18 protein-coding genes are annotated in these 19,785 nt (G+C 68.2%); 9 read left to right on the top strand and 9 right to left on the bottom strand.

The features are described from left to right. Window positions 1-10: 10 nt before the first annotated feature. Both eno and JYA75_RS24315 read right to left on the bottom strand, forming a co-directional pair. Window positions 11-1,297, bottom strand: coding sequence for a phosphopyruvate hydratase (gene eno, locus JYA75_RS24310; RefSeq protein WP_161996910.1), 1,287 nt, complete (start codon window positions 1,295-1,297; stop codon window positions 11-13). Window positions 1,298-1,450: 153 nt separating this feature from the next. Continuing rightward, complete coding sequence (locus JYA75_RS24315) at window positions 1,451-2,212, bottom strand: lytic murein transglycosylase (protein ID WP_006940789.1); 762 nt, start codon at window positions 2,210-2,212, stop codon at window positions 1,451-1,453. A gap of 139 nt (window positions 2,213-2,351) precedes the next feature. On the opposite strand from JYA75_RS24315, the gene efeU reads away from it, so the two are divergent. The 3 genes from efeU to efeB are packed head-to-tail and all read left to right on the top strand — an operon-like array spanning window position 2,352 to window position 5,670. Continuing rightward, a complete protein-coding gene (efeU, locus tag JYA75_RS24320) occupies window positions 2,352-3,230 on the top strand; it encodes an iron uptake transporter permease EfeU (RefSeq protein ID WP_050034811.1) in 879 nt (292 codons plus the stop codon). A gap of 29 nt (window positions 3,231-3,259) precedes the next feature. Continuing rightward, window positions 3,260-4,399, top strand: coding sequence for an iron uptake system protein EfeO (gene efeO / locus JYA75_RS24325; RefSeq protein WP_050034810.1), 1,140 nt, complete (start codon window positions 3,260-3,262; stop codon window positions 4,397-4,399). Continuing rightward, window positions 4,396-5,670, top strand: coding sequence for an iron uptake transporter deferrochelatase/peroxidase subunit (gene efeB / locus JYA75_RS24330; RefSeq protein WP_029542174.1), 1,275 nt, complete (start codon window positions 4,396-4,398; stop codon window positions 5,668-5,670). The genes efeO and efeB overlap by 4 nt, the downstream gene beginning before the upstream one ends. Window positions 5,671-5,707: 37 nt before the next feature. On the opposite strand, the gene JYA75_RS24335 is transcribed toward efeB, so the two are convergent. The 6 genes from JYA75_RS24335 to JYA75_RS24360 all read right to left on the bottom strand — a co-directional run bounded on the left by JYA75_RS24335 (window position 5,708) and on the right by JYA75_RS24360 (window position 13,115). After that, window positions 5,708-7,189, bottom strand: coding sequence for a sugar transferase (locus tag JYA75_RS24335; protein WP_043800396.1), 1,482 nt, complete (start codon window positions 7,187-7,189; stop codon window positions 5,708-5,710). 152 nt (window positions 7,190-7,341) lie between these two features. Then, entirely contained in the window at window positions 7,342-9,198 is a 1,857-nt protein-coding gene (locus tag JYA75_RS24340; RefSeq protein ID WP_029542170.1) for a bifunctional diguanylate cyclase/phosphodiesterase, read from the bottom strand. A gap of 45 nt (window positions 9,199-9,243) precedes the next feature. Beyond that, entirely contained in the window at window positions 9,244-11,376 is a 2,133-nt protein-coding gene (locus JYA75_RS24345; RefSeq protein WP_152103973.1) for an Rv1355c family protein, read from the bottom strand. Next, the gene (locus tag JYA75_RS28935; protein ID WP_232334094.1) at window positions 11,373-11,717 is read right to left on the bottom strand and encodes a hypothetical protein; all 345 of its coding nucleotides are present in this window, start codon (window positions 11,715-11,717) and stop codon (window positions 11,373-11,375) included. The genes JYA75_RS24345 and JYA75_RS28935 overlap by 4 nt, the downstream gene beginning before the upstream one ends. Before the next feature lie 514 nt (window positions 11,718-12,231). Then, a complete protein-coding gene (locus JYA75_RS24355; RefSeq protein ID WP_029542164.1) occupies window positions 12,232-12,657 on the bottom strand; it encodes a hypothetical protein in 426 nt (141 codons plus the stop codon). Continuing rightward, window positions 12,654-13,115 (bottom strand): GyrI-like domain-containing protein, encoded by a 462-nt coding sequence (locus tag JYA75_RS24360; RefSeq protein ID WP_029542162.1) that lies wholly within the window; start codon window positions 13,113-13,115, stop codon window positions 12,654-12,656. Before JYA75_RS24360 ends, JYA75_RS24355 begins: the two co-directional genes overlap by 4 nt. A 246-nt stretch (window positions 13,116-13,361) precedes the next feature. Here JYA75_RS24360 and JYA75_RS24365 point away from each other — a divergent pair, with 246 nt between their 5' ends. Genes JYA75_RS24365 through JYA75_RS24380 form a run of 4 tightly spaced genes read left to right on the top strand, consistent with a single transcriptional unit; the run spans window position 13,362 to window position 17,089 of the window. Next, window positions 13,362-14,618, top strand: a complete 1,257-nt coding sequence (locus tag JYA75_RS24365) for a class I SAM-dependent methyltransferase (protein WP_029542160.1) — start codon at window positions 13,362-13,364, stop codon at window positions 14,616-14,618. After that, entirely contained in the window at window positions 14,615-15,409 is a 795-nt protein-coding gene (locus JYA75_RS24370) for a glucose-1-phosphate cytidylyltransferase (RefSeq protein ID WP_029542158.1), read from the top strand. The genes JYA75_RS24365 and JYA75_RS24370 overlap by 4 nt, the downstream gene beginning before the upstream one ends. After that, window positions 15,406-16,059 (top strand): PIG-L family deacetylase, encoded by a 654-nt coding sequence (locus tag JYA75_RS24375; RefSeq protein WP_029542156.1) that lies wholly within the window; start codon window positions 15,406-15,408, stop codon window positions 16,057-16,059. Before JYA75_RS24370 ends, JYA75_RS24375 begins: the two co-directional genes overlap by 4 nt. 1 nt (window position 16,060) lies before the next feature. Continuing rightward, on the top strand, window positions 16,061-17,089 hold the full coding sequence (locus tag JYA75_RS24380; RefSeq protein WP_050034808.1) for an SDR family oxidoreductase: 1,029 nt from the start codon (window positions 16,061-16,063) through the stop codon (window positions 17,087-17,089). Here the strand turns inward: JYA75_RS24380 and rfbC are convergent. Continuing rightward, complete coding sequence (gene rfbC, locus JYA75_RS24385) at window positions 17,073-17,627, bottom strand: dTDP-4-dehydrorhamnose 3,5-epimerase (protein WP_043800389.1); 555 nt, start codon at window positions 17,625-17,627, stop codon at window positions 17,073-17,075. The two genes, JYA75_RS24380 and rfbC, sit on opposite strands and share 17 nt — an antisense overlap. Window positions 17,628-17,641: 14 nt before the next feature. On the opposite strand from rfbC, the gene JYA75_RS24390 reads away from it, so the two are divergent. Further along, window positions 17,642-18,712, top strand: a complete 1,071-nt coding sequence (locus tag JYA75_RS24390; protein WP_050034807.1) for a class I SAM-dependent methyltransferase — start codon at window positions 17,642-17,644, stop codon at window positions 18,710-18,712. Window positions 18,713-18,756: 44 nt separating this feature from the next. Then, the gene (locus JYA75_RS24395; protein ID WP_158507557.1) at window positions 18,757-19,701 is read left to right on the top strand and encodes a TIGR03621 family F420-dependent LLM class oxidoreductase; all 945 of its coding nucleotides are present in this window, start codon (window positions 18,757-18,759) and stop codon (window positions 19,699-19,701) included. Window positions 19,702-19,785: the final 84 nt, after the last annotated feature.

Here is a 19,785-nt window from a genome sequence, read left to right on the forward strand (position 1 = left end):
GCGGGTGCGCTCAGCCCTCGATGTTGAAACGCGGGAACGCCAGTTCGCCGGCGTACCGGGCGGCGTCGCCGAGCGACTCCTCGATGCGCAGCAGCTGGTTGTACTTGGCGACGCGCTCGGAGCGGGCCGGGGCACCGGTCTTGATCTGGCCGCTGCCCACGGCGACGGCGAGGTCGGCAATGGTGGTGTCCTCGGTCTCGCCGGAGCGGTGGCTCATCATCGACTTGTAGCCGTTGCGGTGCGCGAGGTCGACGGCGTCGAGGGTCTCGGTGAGGGTGCCGATCTGGTTGACCTTCACCAGCAGCGCGTTGGCGGCGCCCTTGACGATGCCTTCCTCGAGACGCTCGGGGTTGGTGACGAACAGGTCGTCGCCGACGAGCTGCACCTTGTTGCCGATCTTGTCGGTCAGCGCGACCCAGCCGTCCCAGTCGTCCTCGCTCAGCGGGTCCTCGATGGACACCAGCGGGTACGCGGAGAGCAGCTCGTTGTAGAAGTCGGCGAGCTCGCCCGCGGTGCGGTCCTTGCCCTCGAACTTATAGCCGGCGGCCTCGGTGTAGAACTCGGTGGCGGCGACGTCGAGCGCGAGCGCGACGTCGGTGCCGAGCTTCAGACCGGTCTTGGCGACGGCCTCGCTGATGAGGTCGAGGGCCTCCTTGGTGCCGGCGACGTCGGGCGCGAAGCCGCCCTCGTCACCGAGACCGGTGGCCAGGCCGCGGCTCTTGAGCACGGACTTGAGGGCGTGGTACACCTCGGCGCCCCAGCGCAGGGACTCCTTGAAGGTGGGGGCGCCGATCGGGGCGACCATGAACTCCTGGACGTCGACGCCGGTGTCGGCGTGGGCGCCGCCGTTGAGGATGTTCATCATCGGCACGGGCAGGATGTGGGCGTTCGGGCCGCCGAGGTAGCGGAATAGCTCGAGTCCGGAGGACTCGGCCGCGGCCTTGGCGACGGCGAGGGACGCGCCGAGCAGGGCGTTGGCGCCGAGCCGGCCCTTGTCGGGGGTGCCGTCGGTGTCGAGGAGGGCCTGGTCGACGGTGCGCTGTTCGGTCGCGTCGAGGCCGATGATGGCGGGGGCGATCTCGCCGAGGACGCCCTCGACGGCCTGCTCGACGCCCTTGCCCAGGTAGCGTTCGCCACCGTCGCGCAGCTCGACGGCCTCGTGCTCACCGGTGGACGCACCGGAGGGCACCGCAGCGCGGGCAAAACTTCCGTCGTCGAGCAGCACCTCGACCTCGACCGTGGGGTTACCACGCGAATCGAGGATCTCGCGGGCTCCTACCTGCTCAATGATGGCCACTGGCTGATTCTCCTTCGATGGACTTCACGCTGCGGGGTCTGCACGCTGGGAACAGCCTAACCGCCCCGACCTGCGCCCGAAGCACGGCGCGCCCCACGGCGGCGGCCACCGGCCGCCCGCCCGGCGGGGAGGCGGACGGATCGGGCAGCCGCGTCAGGGCCGACGGCCCACCCCGTACGCGGCGGCGCGGTCGCGCACCAGCGCGAGGTATTCGCCCGAGAGGTTGTAGGCCGTCAGCGCCCGCGTCCAGCCTTCGGCGGTGGTGAGGTCGCCGCCCCGGTCGCACAGGTAGCGGCCGGCGGTCAGGGTCGCGTCGTCGATGTTGTCGGGGTCGGCGACGCCGTCGCCGTTCGCGTCCACGCCCCAGCGGAACCAGGTCTCGGGGATGAACTGCATGGGCCCCACCGCCCGGTCGAGAACGGGGTCGCCGTCGAGCCGGCCGCCGTCGGTGTCCCGGATCTCGGCCAGTCCGGGACCACCGTCGAGGGGCACACCGCGGATGGGCGGGTCGACGCGTCCGTCGGGGGCGATGCTCGCGCCGTTGTACCGGCCGTGCCGGCTCTCCACGCTCCCGATGCCGGCGAGCGTCGTCCATGCGAGCCCGCAGCCGGGGCGCGAGGCGGCGAGCACGGCTGCGGCGTGACCGTAGGCCTCAAGCGCGGTGCGGGGGATGCCGAGCGCCTCGGCCTGCGGTGCCGCCCAGTCCCGCAACTGGTCGGCGGTGCGGCCGGGGGCGTCGACGTCGATCGCCGGGACCGCGGTTCCGGGGGCGGGCGGGACGCCGTCCGGGATCGGGATGCGCGGCTCGCGCGGGCTCCAGACGGCAACGCCGACGACCACGAGGATCACCGCGGCGACGGCGCCGACCAGGACGCGCGGCCACGGTGAGCGTCGGCGCGAGGCGGCAGGGGGCATGGTTCCCATCATCCATATCCCCGGCAAAGCGCAGGTAAAGAGACCAAGGTCCCTGTCGACGGAGTCCCGACCGGGTGTATGTTTTCGGCTTGCATCACCTAAGAGAGGTTCGCCTCACCTAACCGTTGGAGTCATGCCCATGTCCGCACTCGCCGCGAGCTCCGAGGCCCCGTCGATCGCCACCCAGCTGTTCGGCTCCGGCCTCATCGGGCTCCGCGAGGGCCTCGAAGCGGGCATCGTCGTGATGATCCTGGTCGCCTTCCTCGTCAAGGCCCAGCGCCGCGACGCCCTGAGGTGGGTATGGCTCGGCGTCGGCGCCGCGGTCGCCATGGTCGCCGCGACGTTCGGGATCATCCACTTCGGCACCACCACCCTCACCGGCCTCGCCGCCGAGGTGGCCGCGGGCCTCGCGTCGCTCGCCGCGGTCGTGATCGTGACCGCCATGGTGCTGTGGATGCGCAAGGCGTCGCGGTCGATCTCCGGGGACCTGCGCTCCGGAATGGAGAAGGCACTGCTCGCGGGACCGGCGGCGGTGCTCACCCTGTCGTTCTTCGCGGTCGGCCGTGAGGGCCTCGAGACCGCACTGCTCATGGTCGGGTACGCGGAGAACACCGCCGGCAGCGCCTGGCCGCTCGTCGGCCTGCTCCTCGGCATCGGCGTGGCCGCCGGGCTCACGGTACTGATGTACCTCGGGGCGATCCGGATCGACATGGCCCGCTTCTTCAAGTACACCGGCGCCTTCCTGATCGTGGTCGCGGCCGGCATTCTCGCCTACGGCCTGCGCGCCCTCCAGATCGGCGGCGTCCTGCCCGGGGGCTCGAACCTCGCCTTCGACGTCTCGGCCCACTACGACGCCGGCAGTTGGTACGGCACCGTGCTGGCCGGGATCTTCAACCTCCGTCCGGACCCCACCGTCCTCCAGGCCGTCGCGTGGGTGAGCTACCTCGTCGTCGTCCTGTACGTGTTCCTGCGTCCCGTCGCGCCGGCCCGCACACCCGAACCGGCCGTCGCCGTCTGACCCCCTCCCTGTTCGAAAGGCACCGATCCATGCGTCGATCCACGTACGCCCTCGCGGCGGCAGCGGCCCTGCCCCTCGCCCTGGCGGGCTGCACCGAGAAGTCCACCGCCGGCGACGACGCGATCGCGGTCACCGCCACCGACACCGCATGCGACGTGGCGGCGGCGGACGGCGCGACCGGGCACTCGACCTTCAGCATCACCAACAACGGCACCAAGGTCACCGAGTTCTACGTGTTCGCCGCCGGCGACCGGGTGATGGGCGAGATCGAGAACATCGGCCCCGGACTCACCCGGCAGCTGATCGTGAACCTGCCCGAGGCCGGCACCTACGAGCTGTCCTGCCGCCCCGGCATGGTCGGCGACGGGATCCGTCAGGAGTTCGTGGTCACGGGCGATTCCCAGGCCGCCACCGACGCCGACGGCAAGCTCACCGAGGCGGGCGACGGCTACCGCCGGTACATCCGCAGCCAGACCGAAGCCCTCGTCACCGCCACGGGCGAGTTCGTGGCCGCCGTGAAGGCCGGCGACGCCGACGAGGCCAAGCGGCTGTTCCCGGTCAGCCGCACCTACTTCGAACGCATCGAGCCGGAGGCGGAGAGCTTCGGCGACCTCGACCCGCGGATCGACCTGCGCGAGGCGGACCTCGAGCCCGGCCAGGCCTGGACCGGATTCCACCGGCTCGAGAAGGACCTGTGGGTGCAGGGCCCCCAGCCCGACACGGGCGCGATCGCCGATCAGCTCGCGGTCGACGTCCAGGAGCTGGCCGACCTGGTGAACGCCGCCGACTACACGGTCGACCCGACCAAGATCGCCGGAAATGCGCAGGGCCTGCTCGACGAGATCGCCACCTCGAAGATCACGGGTGAGGAGGACATCTTCTCCCACACCGACCTGTGGGACTTCCAGGGCAACGTGGACGGCTCGCAGGCCGCGGTCGCCGCGCTGCGCCCGATCCTCGACGCGAACGATCCCCAGCTGGGGCAGGCCATCGACGCCCGGTTCGCCGACCTCGACGCCGCGCTCGCCCGGTACCGGCAGGGCGACGGCTTCGTCTCCTACGACACCGTGACCGAGCCGCAGCGGCAGGAACTCTCGCGCCTGATCGACGCGCTCTCGGCCGAGGTGAGCAAGGTGCAGGGTGTCGTCGCGGGAGCTGCAGGCGCATGAGCGGGACCCCGGACACCGCCGCGGCCCCCGCCGCCCGCGGAGGCATCTCTCGCCGCCGCCTGTTCGGTGCGGTCGGTGCCGGCGCCGCGCTCGCCGGAGCGGGCGCGGTGGTCGGCCGGGTCACCGCACCCGGCGCGGACACCGCCCACGCCGGCGCCGTCCCGTTCCGGGGCGAACACCAGGCCGGGATCGTCACCCCCGCCCAGGACCGCATGCACTTCGTGGCGTTCGACGTCACCACCGACGACCGGGACGAACTCGTCGCGCTGCTGAAGACGTGGACCGAGATGGCCGAGCGGATGACCGCCGGGCTCGAGGCCACCGAGGACGGTGCCACCGGCGAGGGTCCCTACCATCCGCCCACCGACACCGGCGAGGCCCTGGACCTCGACGCCTCCCAGCTGACCCTGACCATCGGGTTCGGCCCGTCGCTGTTCGACGGCCGGTTCGGTCTCGCCGACCGCAGACCCTCTGCACTCGAGGAACTTCCGCACTTTCCCGCCGACAACCTCGATCCGGCCCGCAGCGGCGGCGACATCGCCATCCAGGCGTGCGCCAACGATCCTCAGGTGGCGGTGCACGCCATCCGCAACCTGGCACGGGTCGCGTTCGGCACCGCGTCGGTGCGCTGGTCGCAGCTCGGATTCGGCCGCACCTCGTCCACCTCGACGTCGCAGCAGACGCCGCGGAACCTGTTCGGATTCAAGGACGGAACCAACAACCTCAAGGCCGAGGACCCCGGCGCGCTCACCGAGTCGGTGTGGGTCGGCCCCGGCGACGACCAGGCCTGGCTCGCCGGCGGCACCTACCTGGTGGCGCGGCGGATCCGCATGCTCATCGAGCAGTGGGACCGAGCGGTGCTGCAAGAGCAGGAGCAGGTGATCGGCCGCACCAAGCGCGACGGCGCTCCGCTCGGGAAGACCGGCGAGTTCGACGAACTCGACCTCGAGTCCAGGGGACCGGACGGGCCGTTCGTCCCCGTCGACGCACACGTGCGCCTCGCGTCGGCCCAGCACCTCGGCGGACTGAAGATCCTGCGCCGGGGCTACAACTTCACCGACGGCTCCGACGGCTTCGGCCACCTGGATGCGGGCCTGTTCTTCATCGCGTTCTGCCGCAACCCGCTCGAGCAGTTCGTGCCGATGCAGCGCGAACTGGCACGACGCGACGCGCTCAACGAGTACATCCAGCACGTCGGGTCGGCGGTATTCGCGTGCCCGGCCGGGCCGGCACCGGGCGAGTACTGGGGGCAGGCGCTCTTCGAGGCGTGAACCGTCCCGGAACGAGATCGGTGACGCCGAGCGGGGCTCAGTAGGCGCCGTCGCGGTGCAGGACGGCCCGGAGGGTCCTGCGCAGGATCGACAGATCGAGGGCGAAGGTCCAGTTCTCGACGTAACGCAGATCGGCGCGGACCGATTCCTCCCAGCTCAGGTTGCTTCGTCCGCTGACCTGCCACAAGCCGGTCAGTCCCGGCTTGACGAACAGCCGCCGGCGGGCGCCGTCCTCTCCGTACCGCGCCACCTCGCATTCCAGCGGGGGACGTGGGCCGACCAGCGACATGTCGCCGGTGACCACGTTGAACAGCTGCGGCAGTTCGTCGAGCGAGTACCGGCGGATGAAGCGGCCGACCCGCGTGACACGGGGGTCCTCCCGCATCTTGAACAGGATCCCGTTGCCGTCGCTGCAGTCGGTCAGGTCGGCGAGACGATCCTCCGCATCGACCACCATGCTGCGGAATTTGAACATCGTGAACGTCCGCCCGTCCCTGCCGACCCGGGTCTGCCGGAAGAGCACGGGACCCGGGCTCGTGAGCCGGACGGCGAGGGCAATGGCCAGCAGCAACGGCGCCAGGAGCACCACGATCATCAGGGCGGCCACGCGGTCGAAGATGTTCTTCACCAACCACGCCGGGCCGGCGTAGCGCGGGGCACTGAGTTGGAGCAACGGCAGCCCGGCGAGCGGTGCCATGTGCAGGCGCGGCCCCACCAGGTCCATGAGAACCGGGGCCATGAGGAGATCGGCGCCCGTGTGCTCCAGATCCCAGCTGAGTCTGCGGGTCTTCGAGTGCGTCCAACCGCTCGACGGCAGCAGCGCCACCGCCTGGAATCCGTGCAGCTGAGTGATTCCGACGATGTCGTCCTCGGTCCCCAGCACCGGCACATCGTCGACGGCGAGGGGCAGCACCACTCCTGACGTCCTGGCGGGCAGGCAGATCCCGTCCACCTGCCAGCCCGCATCACGCAGTTCCCCCGCCCGGGCCAGCAGCTCGTGCACCTCGATCGAGTCACCCGCGACGAGCACCGACCGCACGAGGCGTCCCCGGCGGCGGCGCATGCGGACGAATCGCCGCAACAGCAGGCGGGCACCCAGCGTTGCAGCGCCGGCCAGGGGCAAGGCGCCGAAGATCCAGGACTGGCCGCTTGCCGTCCCCCACGCGTATCCGGCCCCCGCCAGGACCGCGATCGCAAGGACGTAGGCACGGCCGACACGCCGGAACTCCTCGACACCCGCCCCGAGAACCCTGGCATCCCATGCCTTTTGCACCGCCAGGGCGAGCACGGCAGCGAATGGTACGACCATCACGAGCGCGAGCGTCTTACCACTGGGCAACTCCCCCCGGTGGTAGCCGAAGGTGACGGCCAGGTCCGCAATCAGCACGCACAAGAGGTCGATGCAGAAGACAAGAATCGCATAGCGTCGTTCCCAGGCCGGCCGCGGCACGGCTTCCGGAGCACACAGCCCGGGCAGGCTCCGGACCACTCCTGTCCGGTCCCCGCCCCTTCGCTCCACGGACGAGCCTTCTGGGGCGTTTCCCGCCCCAGCGAAGGTTCTCGCCGTTTCCCGGTTTTGCATCAGGGCCCGCCCCATTTCGGAGTCGCACGACTCTCGGACCCCTAAAACATACTCGGAGATTGTTTCCCCGGCAATAACGGACTGGTAGTTCATTCGGGGAGCGAAGCCGGAAGTCTCCACGGGAGTTCGATCCTGCCGTGACGCAGCATCTCGACGATTTGCTCGGGCGGCTGGGGCCGGCTGAGGAGGAATCCTTGCGCGCGTCGACACCCGAGTTCCAGCAGCTTCATCGCCGCCGCCACGGACTCGAGCCCTTCGGCCACGACGTCCAGCCCGAACGCGGAGGCCAGCCCCATGATCGATTCGACGATGACGCGGTCGCTCTCGCTGCGCTGCAGATTGAGCACGAACGCCTTGTCGATCTTGAGTGTGTGGACCGGCAGAGACTTCAGGTGGGCGAGCGAGCTGTAGCCGGTGCCGAAGTCGTCGATCGCGCAGCACACACCCAGACGCTCGAGCCGGCGCAGTGTCTTGCGGGAGCGCTCCAGATCGCTGACGACCACGTACTCGGTGATCTCCAGACACAGGCACGAGCTGCCCAGGCCGAACTCCTCCAGCGTGCTCTCCACCGTCTCCACGAAGTCCAGGCTCACCAGCTGCACCGGCGAGACGTTCACGCTCATCTGCAGGTTCAACCCCGGAATCCGGCGCCGCCACTCGGCCAGCTGCCCGCACGCCGTCCGCAGCACCCAGCGCCCGAGTTCGCCCGCAAGGTTCGTCGACTCGGCCACCTCGATGAACTCGGCCGGCTGCAGCTTGCCCAGCACCGGGTGATTCCACCGCACCAGGGCCTCGACACCGAGAATGCTGCCGTCGCGCAGGTCGAATTCGGGTTGATATTCGAGGGTGAGGTGCTCGTCGTCGATCGACGTCCGCAGGCTCAGCTCGATGAGGTTGCGGCGTTCGCTCGCGCCCCGCATGTCGTCGGTGTACGCGACGACGCTGTTGCCGCCCTTGCTCTTGGCCATCAGCATCGCCTCGTCGACGCGCCCGAGCAACGCCACCGGAGTGATCCGTCCGGGCTCGCCTACGGCAACACCGAGGCTGCCGCCGCGACCGACGACCTGGCTGCCCAGCTGCACCGACATCCCGACCGCCCACCGCAGTGCCTCGGCGCGTTCCCGCGCCACCTCGAGCGACACCGCCCCGTCGAGCACGATGACGAACTCGTCACCGCCGAGGCGCGCCACCATGTCCTTCGGATCACACACCCGCGACAGCCGCTGCGCGGTGCGGCACAGGAACACGTCGACGGCCGCGTGACCGAGGAAGTCGTTGAGCGGCTTGAGGCGGTCCAGATCGAGGAACAGGACGGCGACCGGTCCCGGCTGCCCCCGCTTCAACCGCTCCTCGAGGTGTTCGAGGAGAGCCCGCCGGCTCGCCAGGCCGGTGAGGTCGTCGTGATAGGCGGCGTCGCGCAGGTCCTGTTCCGCGCGGACCCGGGCCTGCACCTGGGCCAGCAACGCCGCGATCATCATCAAGGTATTGATCTCGTCCTCGCTCCAGTCACGATCACCGGCCTTGATGAAGCCCAGGGTGCCGGTGGTGACGCTGCCGGAGATCAGCGGCACCGCCGCGACCGAGACCTCGGGCACTCCCGAACCCGCACGCACCCGGTCCGCGTATTCGGCACCCGACTGCGCCGGACGGCTGACCGCCGGTTCCTTCATGGTCTCGGTCATGGCGAAGATCGGGTCGGCGTCGCGGAAGTGCACCACGCCCAGAGGATCCGGGCTCGGCACGAACTCCCGCGGCGGCCACTCGGCGACGAGCACCGTCGCGTGGATGTCATGGTCGTTGTAGCGAAGGAAGCAGGTGTCGACCTCGAAGTGCTCGACGAGGTCCTGGAGCACCCTTTCGATCACCGAGTGATGAGACGCGGCGTCCGCCGGCATGAGGCGGGAAGCGACCCGGGTGACAATGTTCTCGAAGCTCTTCTCCGCCATCCCAAACCCCTTGTGAGCAGCACATCCGACGCGACCGTGGCCGCATCAGGGATGTCTTCGAACCCTATCCGAGCGGCGCGCACTGCGAACCCGTTCCGGCTTCGCCCGCGCCACCCGGAGCAGGAGGGCGAAGCGTCGTCCGATCGGTCTGTCGAACACGTCGTCGAACGTCGACTGCAGCTTTCCGAGAGCGCCGAACCGGGCCTCCGAGAGCCGGGTGAGGTCGGTGTCGTCCTCGGCGTAGAGGAACACCGGTGACGCCGGCTGAACCGCCAGGCCCATGCCGTGGGCGCATATCCACACGCTCTCGGCCGCCATTCCCGCTCGGACGTAGTCGGCCGGCCGCGGTCCCGACGCGAAGACCGCTACGAGTGCCGAGCTGCTCCGCACCCGCGTTCCGGTCAGACGCCCCAGACCGTGCCCGAGGTCCCACTCCCCGAGTTGATCGAGCACATCGTTTCGCACCGTCAGGTCGAGCATCGTGCGCTCCGCGTCGTCCATCCCGAGTGCTCCGACGTCGATGCCACTGTCGATGGCCTCGGAGTGCGGCCACCGCAGTTCCGCGAGCATCTCCCGGCGCAGGACGGGTGTCAGGTAGCGGATCCTGTCCGATTCCGCGAGCAGCTCCGCGGTCTCGGCCAGGCGATCGACGTCCGTGACGACCCGGATCCGGCCGCCCTCCCGCGCGGCCGCCTCGTACAGGGCAGCCGTCTCGGCATCGGACAGTGGCGTTCCGTCACCGGGTTGCCGATTGGTGCCGCGCGAGAGCATGGCCTCGTACTGGGCGGCCAGCACCGGGTCGGTGTCGTCGGAGAACCGCATCGTCGCGATCACCTCGCGCGGCGGCTCGCCGCGGTCCCGCGCGAGCACTCGGACCGGGCCGAGTATCCGGTGGGCCGCCGCGGCGATGCGCGCGTTCTGCAGGGCTGCGCCGAGCGCCACGTAGCTGCCCCGACAGTGGATGTCGATCGCGGTCGGCACGAAATCGTCCGCGATGTCGATCTCCAGCATCCCGCCGCCGGCCGTGATGGACCAGGGTTGGCTGTTACCTCCCGAGGGGGCTCTGTTCGCGGCATGCAGTACCCGGTCGATCGGATCGTCCGATTCCGCGGGCAGGGGGGCTTCCGCGACGGCCCGGTTCCCCGGATCCGCAGGTGGGGTCAGGGCGTCGAGGCAGGCCTCGACGTCCACGCGGCCTCGCCCCGAGTTCAGCGGCTGGCCGAGGCCCAGCCGGCGCACGACCGCGGCGACCGTCGCGCCGCCGAGCATCACCTCGCTCCCCAGTTGAGGCCAGGTGACCAGCGTCCGCTCCACCTCCAGGAGGGAGGCGGCCATCCGGGTCGAGATCCGCTCCGGTCCCAGCAGGCGCAGAGCGTACGGAATCTTCTCCCGACCCGACAGGGCGGCGAGCCGCTGCGGGTCGATCTCTCCCAGCAATCCGTGAAACGGGGGTCCCGGCCGCAGATCGAAGCGCTCGACGTCGATCAGCCCCCGGTCACTCGTCTCCATCACCACCGGGATTGCTCGCCGGGCCGCTTCCGCGCGCAACACGACCTTGACGTCCAGGGAGTCGCACTCGTCCACGACGACGTCGAGTCCGTCCAGGAACTCGCTCATCGTTTCCGGTCCGACCCCGTCGGGCCACACCGACAGGGACAGGTACGGATCCAGCTCCGAGAGTCGTCGCGCGGCCACGACCGCCTTGTTCGTGCCCAGATCGACGAGGGAGGCCGGCACCCGGTTGAGATTCGACAGCTCGATCGGGTCGAAGTCGGCGAGCCGCAGTTCCCCGCCCACCCCGTCGAGCACCAGCGCCTGCGCAACCGAGAAGCCGACGCTCAATCCGACGATCCCCACCGTCACCCCGCGCAGCCGGTCCTGTTCGGCCGACGTCACCTTGTTCCGGTTGCGGTCCAGCCGTAGCCGCCGGAACGAGTGCGGGCCGAGCACGCGGACGACGGTCCGGCGCCAGGGGTAGTGGACCCACCGTGCCGGTTCGTCGAGCAATTCGCTCCCCGGCGGTGGGAGCACTTCGCGCAGTCCTCTCACCTGATCGGCGAGACGGTCGACGACCACGAGGCCGGGTTCGGAACGAACGCGCCGGAATTCCTCCATATCCTCCGGCCGGTCTTCCACAAACACGGAAGCCGTCCATCCCGCCTCGCCGTCGGACATCACGCCGGCTCCCCGTCGAAAGGATATCCACCCACTTCTCGTCGGAGTTCGTCGCCGAGCGGATCGGCGCACAGACGGTCCCACCACATGAGCCGGGTCCGATAGCGGGCGTCCGGGTACGGGGTGGCCGGCATGCTCTCGTCCACCACTCCCCCGCAGGTCTTCCACAGATCCAGAAGGTTGTCGGCGGCCGTGGCCATCATGTATCGGGATTGGAGCAGGTCCATGAACTTCGCGCCCATCCGGGCTATCGCAAGGGTGAGCTCCCGACGCTGGGGCACATCCTCGGACACCCATGCGGCCTTCGCCTCGATCAGACCGAACGGGATTCGGCTCTCGATCATGCTGCGGAGGTGATCGACGTGCTCGGGAGCACTCCACTCGGTCACGGCATGGGACTCGTCCGCACTGCGAAAAGGCCCCTGGGCTCGTACCCCACCCACGACGACCCCCCCTTCGATCGAGCCCTGCGCAGAACATCGCCGTGTTCTCCCCGCTTCGCACCTTCTCGTACTCGAGTGCGCACTCGACGCCGAATCTGCGATAGGCACCCAATGCCCGGGCGAGATATTCGTTCCACAGATCCGGCGCCGCACTCGGTGCGGCAGCGACGAACGAATACCCGGAGGCAGGATCCCTGTAGGTCGAGACGCGCTCGCGCACCGAGTCCGATGCGACCCGCACTGCTCGATCCACTGTCGGCCTCCGACCTTGCGGGTGACCCCGATCGGAGTTACCCGGCGGACCACATCAGGCCCTCTCGCTCACCGCCGTCGTGATCGTCGACCTGGGACAGCACGGGGCATACATGTGGCTGTATAGGTCGAGTATGCAGTATTCGGGTGTTTCACACGGTCTTCAAGCCAAAGATATGTAAAGTTCCGTTACTCCCGACGGGCCGATGACAGCCACCTCCTCACGGTACGCCCGTTCGATCCGACCCTCCTTTTCGGCAATCTCGACCTGGTGCCACACGTCCTCGACGGGATCGGAGTGATCCCCGCCCGGAACGAAGCGGGCGAAGTATCCGGTGGGGATCCGCACCAGCGAGTCTCCGATCGTCAGGTCGGACAGGCCGTCGCAGCGATAGCCGACCACCGCGTTCCATCCGACCTCGGGGTGGCAGATGTAGACCACGACCACCTCGCCGATGCCGCGCGCGCGGATGCGATCCTCCGTAAAGGTCAGCAGTTCGGACCGCTGCCCGGTTGCCCCCGGCTCGAGTCCGGGCAGAACGAGTCCCCCCACATAGTGGTCGTGCAGCTTGGTGAGTTCGAAAGTCATTGCGCACCACCCTTTTCCGTGGTTCGGATCGCCACGTACATGTCGATGCGGTACGCGTGGGGATAGAACTCGAAGTCGCCGGTGAACGACCGGACGATCTCGCCCGCCTCCTCGGCCGCACGGATCTGGTTCCACAGGTCGATGAAGACGCCGGGAAACGTACCGGTCGAGGAGAACTTCGCGTAGGTCCCGGCGGGCAGGCAGGCCACGAGGTGGCCTTCGGTCACCTGATCCAACGACTCGCACTGATACCCGACCGTCTGGGTGTAGTAGGAGTCGATGTCGACCGCATGATCGGTGTAGGCGGAGGCCAGGGGCCCGCCGAGTTCCTGCTTCAGCACCGCCGACCAGGCCCGTTCGAGCGCCCGGTCGCGAACCTTGCCGAGGGCCCGGCGCGGGCTGCGCACGGGCAGGCCGGCGACGAGCGTCCGGTCACGCTGAACGATCTGAAACGACATCGGGCGACCTCCCCAGGATCTCACCGTACGCCTCGACACCCCGGCGTGCCCGACCCACGTGTGGGGTGTGAGTGATTCGAGTCTAGGGGTGTCTACCAATTGGCACCAAACAGCAGGCAAAACAATCTCGAAGATTGTTTCAGGGTTCCATTCATCCCCTCAGTATGATTATCTAATCGAGTCGGACCTGATGTTGCGAATATCTCGTCGGCACGGTTCCCACCGACTGCCCGAGGGGTGCCATCAATGAAGTGCCGCCTGTGCGAATCGGAACGGCTCCTCAGCGTGCTCGATCTCGGCGCCACACCGCCGTGCGAACGCTTCCTGGCCGCGGACGAGCTCGACCTGCCCGAGACCACCTATCCGCTGCACCTGCGGTTGTGCGAGGACTGCCTACTGCTGCAGATCCCGGCGCTGATCACACCCGAGGACACCTTCACCGAATACGCCTACTACTCGTCGTTCTCCGACTCCTGGGTCGACCACGCGCGGCAGTTCGTGGAAGCCGCCATCCGGGATCTACATCTCGGCGCGGGCTCGTCGATCGTGGAGGTCGCCAGCAACGACGGTTATCTGTTGCGGCACGCGGTCGCGGCCGGCATCCCGTGCCTGGGCATCGAACCGTCGGTGAATGTCGGTTCCGCGGCTCGTGCCATCGGGGTTCCCACCGTCACCGCTTTCCTCGACGAAAGCCTCGCCGAGGACATCCGCGGGGAGTACGGGCCCGCGGACCTGGTCGTGGCGAACAACGTCTACGCCCACATCCCGGACCTGCTCGGGTTCACCCGATCGTTGCGCACCCTCGTCGCCGACGACGGCTGGATCTCCATCGAGGTGCACCACGCACTGAACCTCGTGCGCGAAGCGCAGTTCGACACCGTCTACCACGAGCACTTCCAGTACTACACGGTGCTGTCCGCGATGCGGGCGCTCGCCACCGGCGGCCTGTCGGTCGTCGACGTGGAACTTCTCGGCACCCACGGCGGATCGATCCGGCTCTGGGCCCGGCCGGACGAGGTCGCGGATCCCCCCGGGTCACGGGTGGAAGCCGTGCTCGAGGAGGAACGCCGGGCGGGTCTGCACACGAGGGCGGGTTACCGCGAACTCGAGGCCCGCGCCCGTTCCGTCCGCCAAACCCTCCTGCGCTTCCTCCTCGACTGCCACGACCAGGGCCTGTCCGTCGTCGGTTACGGCGCGCCGGGCAAGGGCAACACCCTGCTCAACTACTGCGGCATCCGCCCCGACCTCATGGCGTACACCGTCGACCGGAATCCGTACAAGCACGGGCGTTACACGCCCGGCGCCCGGATCCCGATCCTGCCGCCGGAGCAGATCGACAAGGACCGGCCCGACGTGGTCGTCGCCCTGCCGTGGAACCTGGCGGCCGAACTGACGACGCAGCTGCAGTACATCGCCGCCTGGGGCGGCCGGCTCGTCTTCCCGCTGCCCACTCTGCACACCACCATCGGCCCCGCCGACTTCGTCAGGAGGATCACGGTATGAAAGTCGTTCTGTTCTGTGGCGGCTACGGCATGCGGATGCGCAGCGACCGCACCGACGAAATCCCCAAGCCCATGCAGATGGTGGGACCGCGGCCGCTGCTGTGGCACATCATGAAGTACTACGCGCACTTCGGCCACACCGAGTTCATCCTGTGTCTGGGCTACGGGGGCACCAAGATCAAAGAGTTCTTCCTCGACTACCACGAGGAGGCATCCAACGACTTCGTCATGCACCGCAACCGGGTCGAACTGCTCCATACGGATATCAGCGACTGGTCGATCACCTTCGTCGACACCGGCCTCGAATCCTCGATCGGCGAGCGGCTTCGACGCGTGCGGAACTATCTCGGAGGCGACCAGCACTTCCTGGCCAACTACGCGGACGTGCTCACCGACGCGCCACTCGATCGGATGATCGAGCGGTACCACGAGTCCGGCGCGACCGCCGCACTGCTGGTCGTACCCCCACAGTCCTCGTTCCACTGTGTGGATCTGGCCGAGAACGGCGAAATCAAGGAAATCGTGCCGGTCAGCCACTTCCCCATCTGGGAGAACGGCGGCTACTTCGTGCTGAATCGGGAGATCTTCGAGCTGTTGCCGCCAGGGGGTGACCTTGTCACCGACGTGTGCGGCACCCTTGCGGGCCGCGGCCGCCTGTTCGGATATCGGCACGACGGATTCTGGAAGCCGGCGGATACGTTCAAGGAACGTGCGGAGCTCGACGACAACTACGCGCGAGGGATCCGGCCGTGGATGCTGTGGGAACCGACTGCCGTGGCGGTGCAATCATGATCGAGCTCTGTGCTGGCGACGTCCGAGAGATCGCAGTGCTCGGTGCGCACTGCGACGACATCGCCATCGGTGTCGGCGGCACATTGCTGACGCTGTCGGCTCGGGTCTCGTCCCCGCTGCGCGTGCATGCGTTCGTACTTTCCGGTGAGGACTCGCGGCGCGAGATCGAAGAGCGGCACGCTCTGGCGGCGCTGTGTCCCGGTGCCGAGGTCGAGGTGAGGGTCCTCGACGTTCCCGACGGCCACGCCCCTGGATACTGGGAGCCCATCAAGAACGCACTCGAATCGTTCCGGCACACCTGCGAACCCGACGTGGTGTTCGCGCCGCATCGCGACGACGCGCATCAGGATCATCGAATACTGGCCGAACTGGTGCCCACCGTCTTCCGTGACCACCTGGTCCTGGGGTACGAGATCCTCAAATGGGAAACGGATACGCCACGACCGACGATCTACCATCCGCTGACCCGCAGGATCGCCGAGGAGAAGGCACGGATCCTGCTCAAGCACTACCCGTCCCAGACCGACCACGACTGGTTCGACGAACAGGCATTCCTGGGTCTTTCCCGTCTCCGCGGCGTGCAATGCCGACGGCCGCACGCCGAGGCCTTCGTCGTGGAGAAGGCCACCGTCCACTTCGGAAAGGTATGACATGCGTGTCCTCGTCACCGGTCATCAGGGATACCTCGGGTCGATCATGGTGCCGGTCCTTCGCTCGTACGGTCACGAGGTGATCGGCCTGGATTCCGGTCTCTTCGCCGACTGCATTCTCGGGCCCGCTCCGCAGGATCCTCCCGCGATCCGGCTCGATCTACGGGACATCACCGCATCGCACCTGACGGGATTCGACGCCGTGATCCACCTCGCGGCCCTGTCCAACGATCCCCTCGGCGCGCTCGAACCGAGAATCACCTACGAGATCAATCACCAGGCCTCCGTGCGGCTCGCTCGATGCGCCAAGGCGGCTGGTGTGCGTCGCTTCCTCTACGCATCCACCTGCTCTGTCTACGGCGCCGCCGGGGAAGAGGCCGTCGACGAGAGTGCACCGCTGCGCCCGCTCACGCCGTACGCGGAGAGCAAGGTGCGCGTCGAGGACGACGTAGCTGCGATCGCCGACCCCGGCTTCTCGCCGGTGTTTCTCCGCAACGCCACCGCATTCGGGTTCTCCCCCCGACTGCGAGCGGACATTGTCCTGAACAACCTGGTGGGGTATGCCGTTCTCACCGGCGAGGTGCGTGTGCTGTCGGACGGAACCCCTTGGCGACCGTTGGTGCACGCTCGGGACATCGCGGAAGCGTTCGCGCGCTGCCTCGTGGCGCCGGTGGACGCCATCCACTGCCACGCATTCAATATCGGCACCGAAGCCAACAACCTGACGGTGGCCGACATCGCCGGTGCCGTGGTGGACGTTGTCCCTGGCTCCGAACTCGTGATCACCGGGGAGAGCGGCCCCGACCCTCGCTCGTACCGGGTCGACTTCTCTGCTGCTCGGGATCGGCTCGGCTACGAGGCGAAATGGACAGTTCCCGAAGGCGCCGCGGAACTGTACGAGAAGTACACCGCCTTCAGCTTGAAAATGGAGGACTTCCACGAGCGGTTCACCCGGCTCTCACACCTGAAGGAGCTACGGGAAACAGGAATCCTGGACGAATCGATGCGGTTTGTCAATGCAATCGCGTGAGCAACTCCCGCCAGCTTCCGGCCTTCGCGTCCCTCGCGGACACGGCCGTTACCGGCAGCGGCCAGTCGATCCCGAGATCCGCGTCGTCGTAGGCGACGCCGATGTCCTCCGCCGGGTCGTGCGGCCGATCGATCCGGTAGCAGACGTCCGCCGTCGCGGTCAGTGCCTGGAACCCGTGCAGGAATCCCGGCGGAACGTAGAGGTGGCGAAATTCTTCGTCGTCGAGCCGGAAAGCCTGGCTTCGTCCGAACGTCGGCGAGTCGGGCCGGATGTCGATCAGGACGTCGTGCACCGCGCCGTTCGCACAGCGCACGAGTTTGGCTTCGCTACGGCCGGACCTACCGTGCATTCCCCGGACGACGCCGCGGACCGACCGGGATTGGGAGTCCTGCACGAACGCCGCGGCAGTTCCCGGCCTGCCGAGGTGGTCATCGAACGTCTCCGCGTCGAACGTGCGCGTGAACAGCCCCCGTTCGTCGCGGAAGGGCTGCGGAATCAGCACGATCACGTCGGCCAACTCGGCTTCCTCGATGCGCACGAGGAAATGTTCCCATGAGTGTGTGCCGAGCGTGCGGAATGCCCGATCTGGATCGAGTACTCGATCTCGGAAAGGTGCCGGCCGCCGATCACTTTCCCCCGGCCGACGACGTCATCGGCGACGACGAGGTCTCGCATCCCCTTGCCATGGATCTGTGTGCGACGTGCGGCCTCGCGCAACTCGCCGAGGACGACACGATCATCGAGGAGCCACGCGGCGTCGAACCGCAGGCCCTGAGAGAACAGGCCGTGTGTGCGGTACGGTGCGTCGCTCGATCCGAGCGGTTACGGGGCTCGACCGTACGGGAGTTCGGCAGTCCCCACGGAGGGACGTGGCTTCCGCTGCTCGTCGAGCGTGGCTTCACCGTGGCCGACGGTACCTGCGACGTCGTGCTCGACTGTTTCGGCCTGATGCACGAACCGGACCAGTTGAAGGCCATGGTCGAGCGAGCCGCTGCCACAGCCCCGGACGGTGTGCTGCTCGTCCAGTTCCATTCCCTGGCCACCATCGTCTGCCGGGGCCAGTGGAACGCGCTTCGTCATGGCCACTTCGCGTACTACTCGATGACGGCGCTGAACCGCCTCCTCGAGGACGTCGGCATGGGTCCGGTGGCGGCCTGGACGTTCGACCTCTACGGCGGCACGGTCCTCGTCGCGGCCATGCACGGGCAGGTCGAACCGGACGAATCGGTGCGGAGGGTCTTCGCCGACGAAACCGGTATGACCGATCCAGGCACCGTAGGTTCACTGCAACGTGCTGCCGACGACCATGTGCGCTCACTGCGCACCTGGCTCGAGGACGAATACCGGTCCGGCAAACGCGTGTACGCATATGGCGCGGCGTCCCGTGCGGTGGCGTTGTTCAGCCTCGCGGCCGTCGACCGGAGGCTGGTGGCCGCGGTAGCCGACGCCTCACCGGCTAAACAAGGGCGCCGAATGCCCGGCACCGACGTGCCGATCATCTCGCCGGAGGAACTCGTTGCAGCGGAGCCGGACCGGGTGCTGCTGACACTTCCGGATCTGCTACCGGAAGTCGATCGGAGGTACCCCGCACTAGCCGGACGATGGAAGGTCGACGGTTCATGAGCTCGATCGGACATGCCCCTCCCGCGATGCGCATGATCGCGCCCATGCCTCGGCTCCGGGCCGACGGCGCCGGATGGATCGCCGACGTGCGCCGGCTCGAATCCCTGGGGTTCGACACGGTAGCCGTCTCCCAGCACGTCAGCCACGGCTGGCAACTTGCTCCACTGGTCGCCATGGCATACGCCGCGGCCGGCACCACCCGGTTACGGGTCCTGTCCCTCGTGTTGCCGAACGATCTTCACCACCCGGCGTTGCTCGCCAAGGACATCTCGACGATCGACGTGCTCTCAGGCGGACGAGTCGAAGTCGGGATCGGCGCCGGCTGGCAGCCGGACGACTACGCGGCCCTCGGCCTCCGATTCGACACCACCGGCCGGCGGATCGCGAGGCTGGACGAAGCATTGACGGTGTTGCGACGCTACTTCACGGCCGAGTTCGTCGATTTCGAGGGAGAACACTATCGAATCGGCCACATGGAAGCCCTTCCACGGTGCGTACAGCAACCGAATCCGCCGATTCTCGTCGGCGCCGGAGGGTCCCGGATGCTCGACCTCGCCGGACGTGCCGCCGACATCGTCGGGATACACCCGAGCATGCGCGCCAACACGATCGACGAAGCGGCGATCGCCGACCTCACGCCCGATCGCATCGAGGCCAAGATCCGGAGAGTCCGGGCCGCCGCCGACGCCGCGGGGCGGCCCTGTCCCGTCCTCCAGTTCAACTGCTACTACGTCCGCGTGACGGACGCGCCGCACGGTTCCGTGCCACGTTCGTCGTGGTCGGGGCACATCGAGGCGGCCGGCGACACGTTGAAGGGCTCGCCGGCGATACTTGTCGGCACGGCGTCGGAATGCGCGGCGCAACTGCTCGAGTGGCGAGACCGATACGGAATCACATACTGGCACTTGGGTCAGGACGTCGACAGCGCTGCTCGGATCATCGAAGAACTGGCTGTACAGTCCGTTTCGGTCCGGACGGCTGCGCCGTGAGTACATCGGCTGCACCCGATACTCCGCTACGCCGGGGCCTTCGGCGATTCGCCACGCACCGAGGGCTCCCGCTGCGATCCCGGG

The organism is Rhodococcus sp. PSBB066 (assembly GCF_017068255.1).
GTDB lineage: Bacteria > Actinomycetota > Actinomycetes > Mycobacteriales > Mycobacteriaceae > Rhodococcus > Rhodococcus aetherivorans.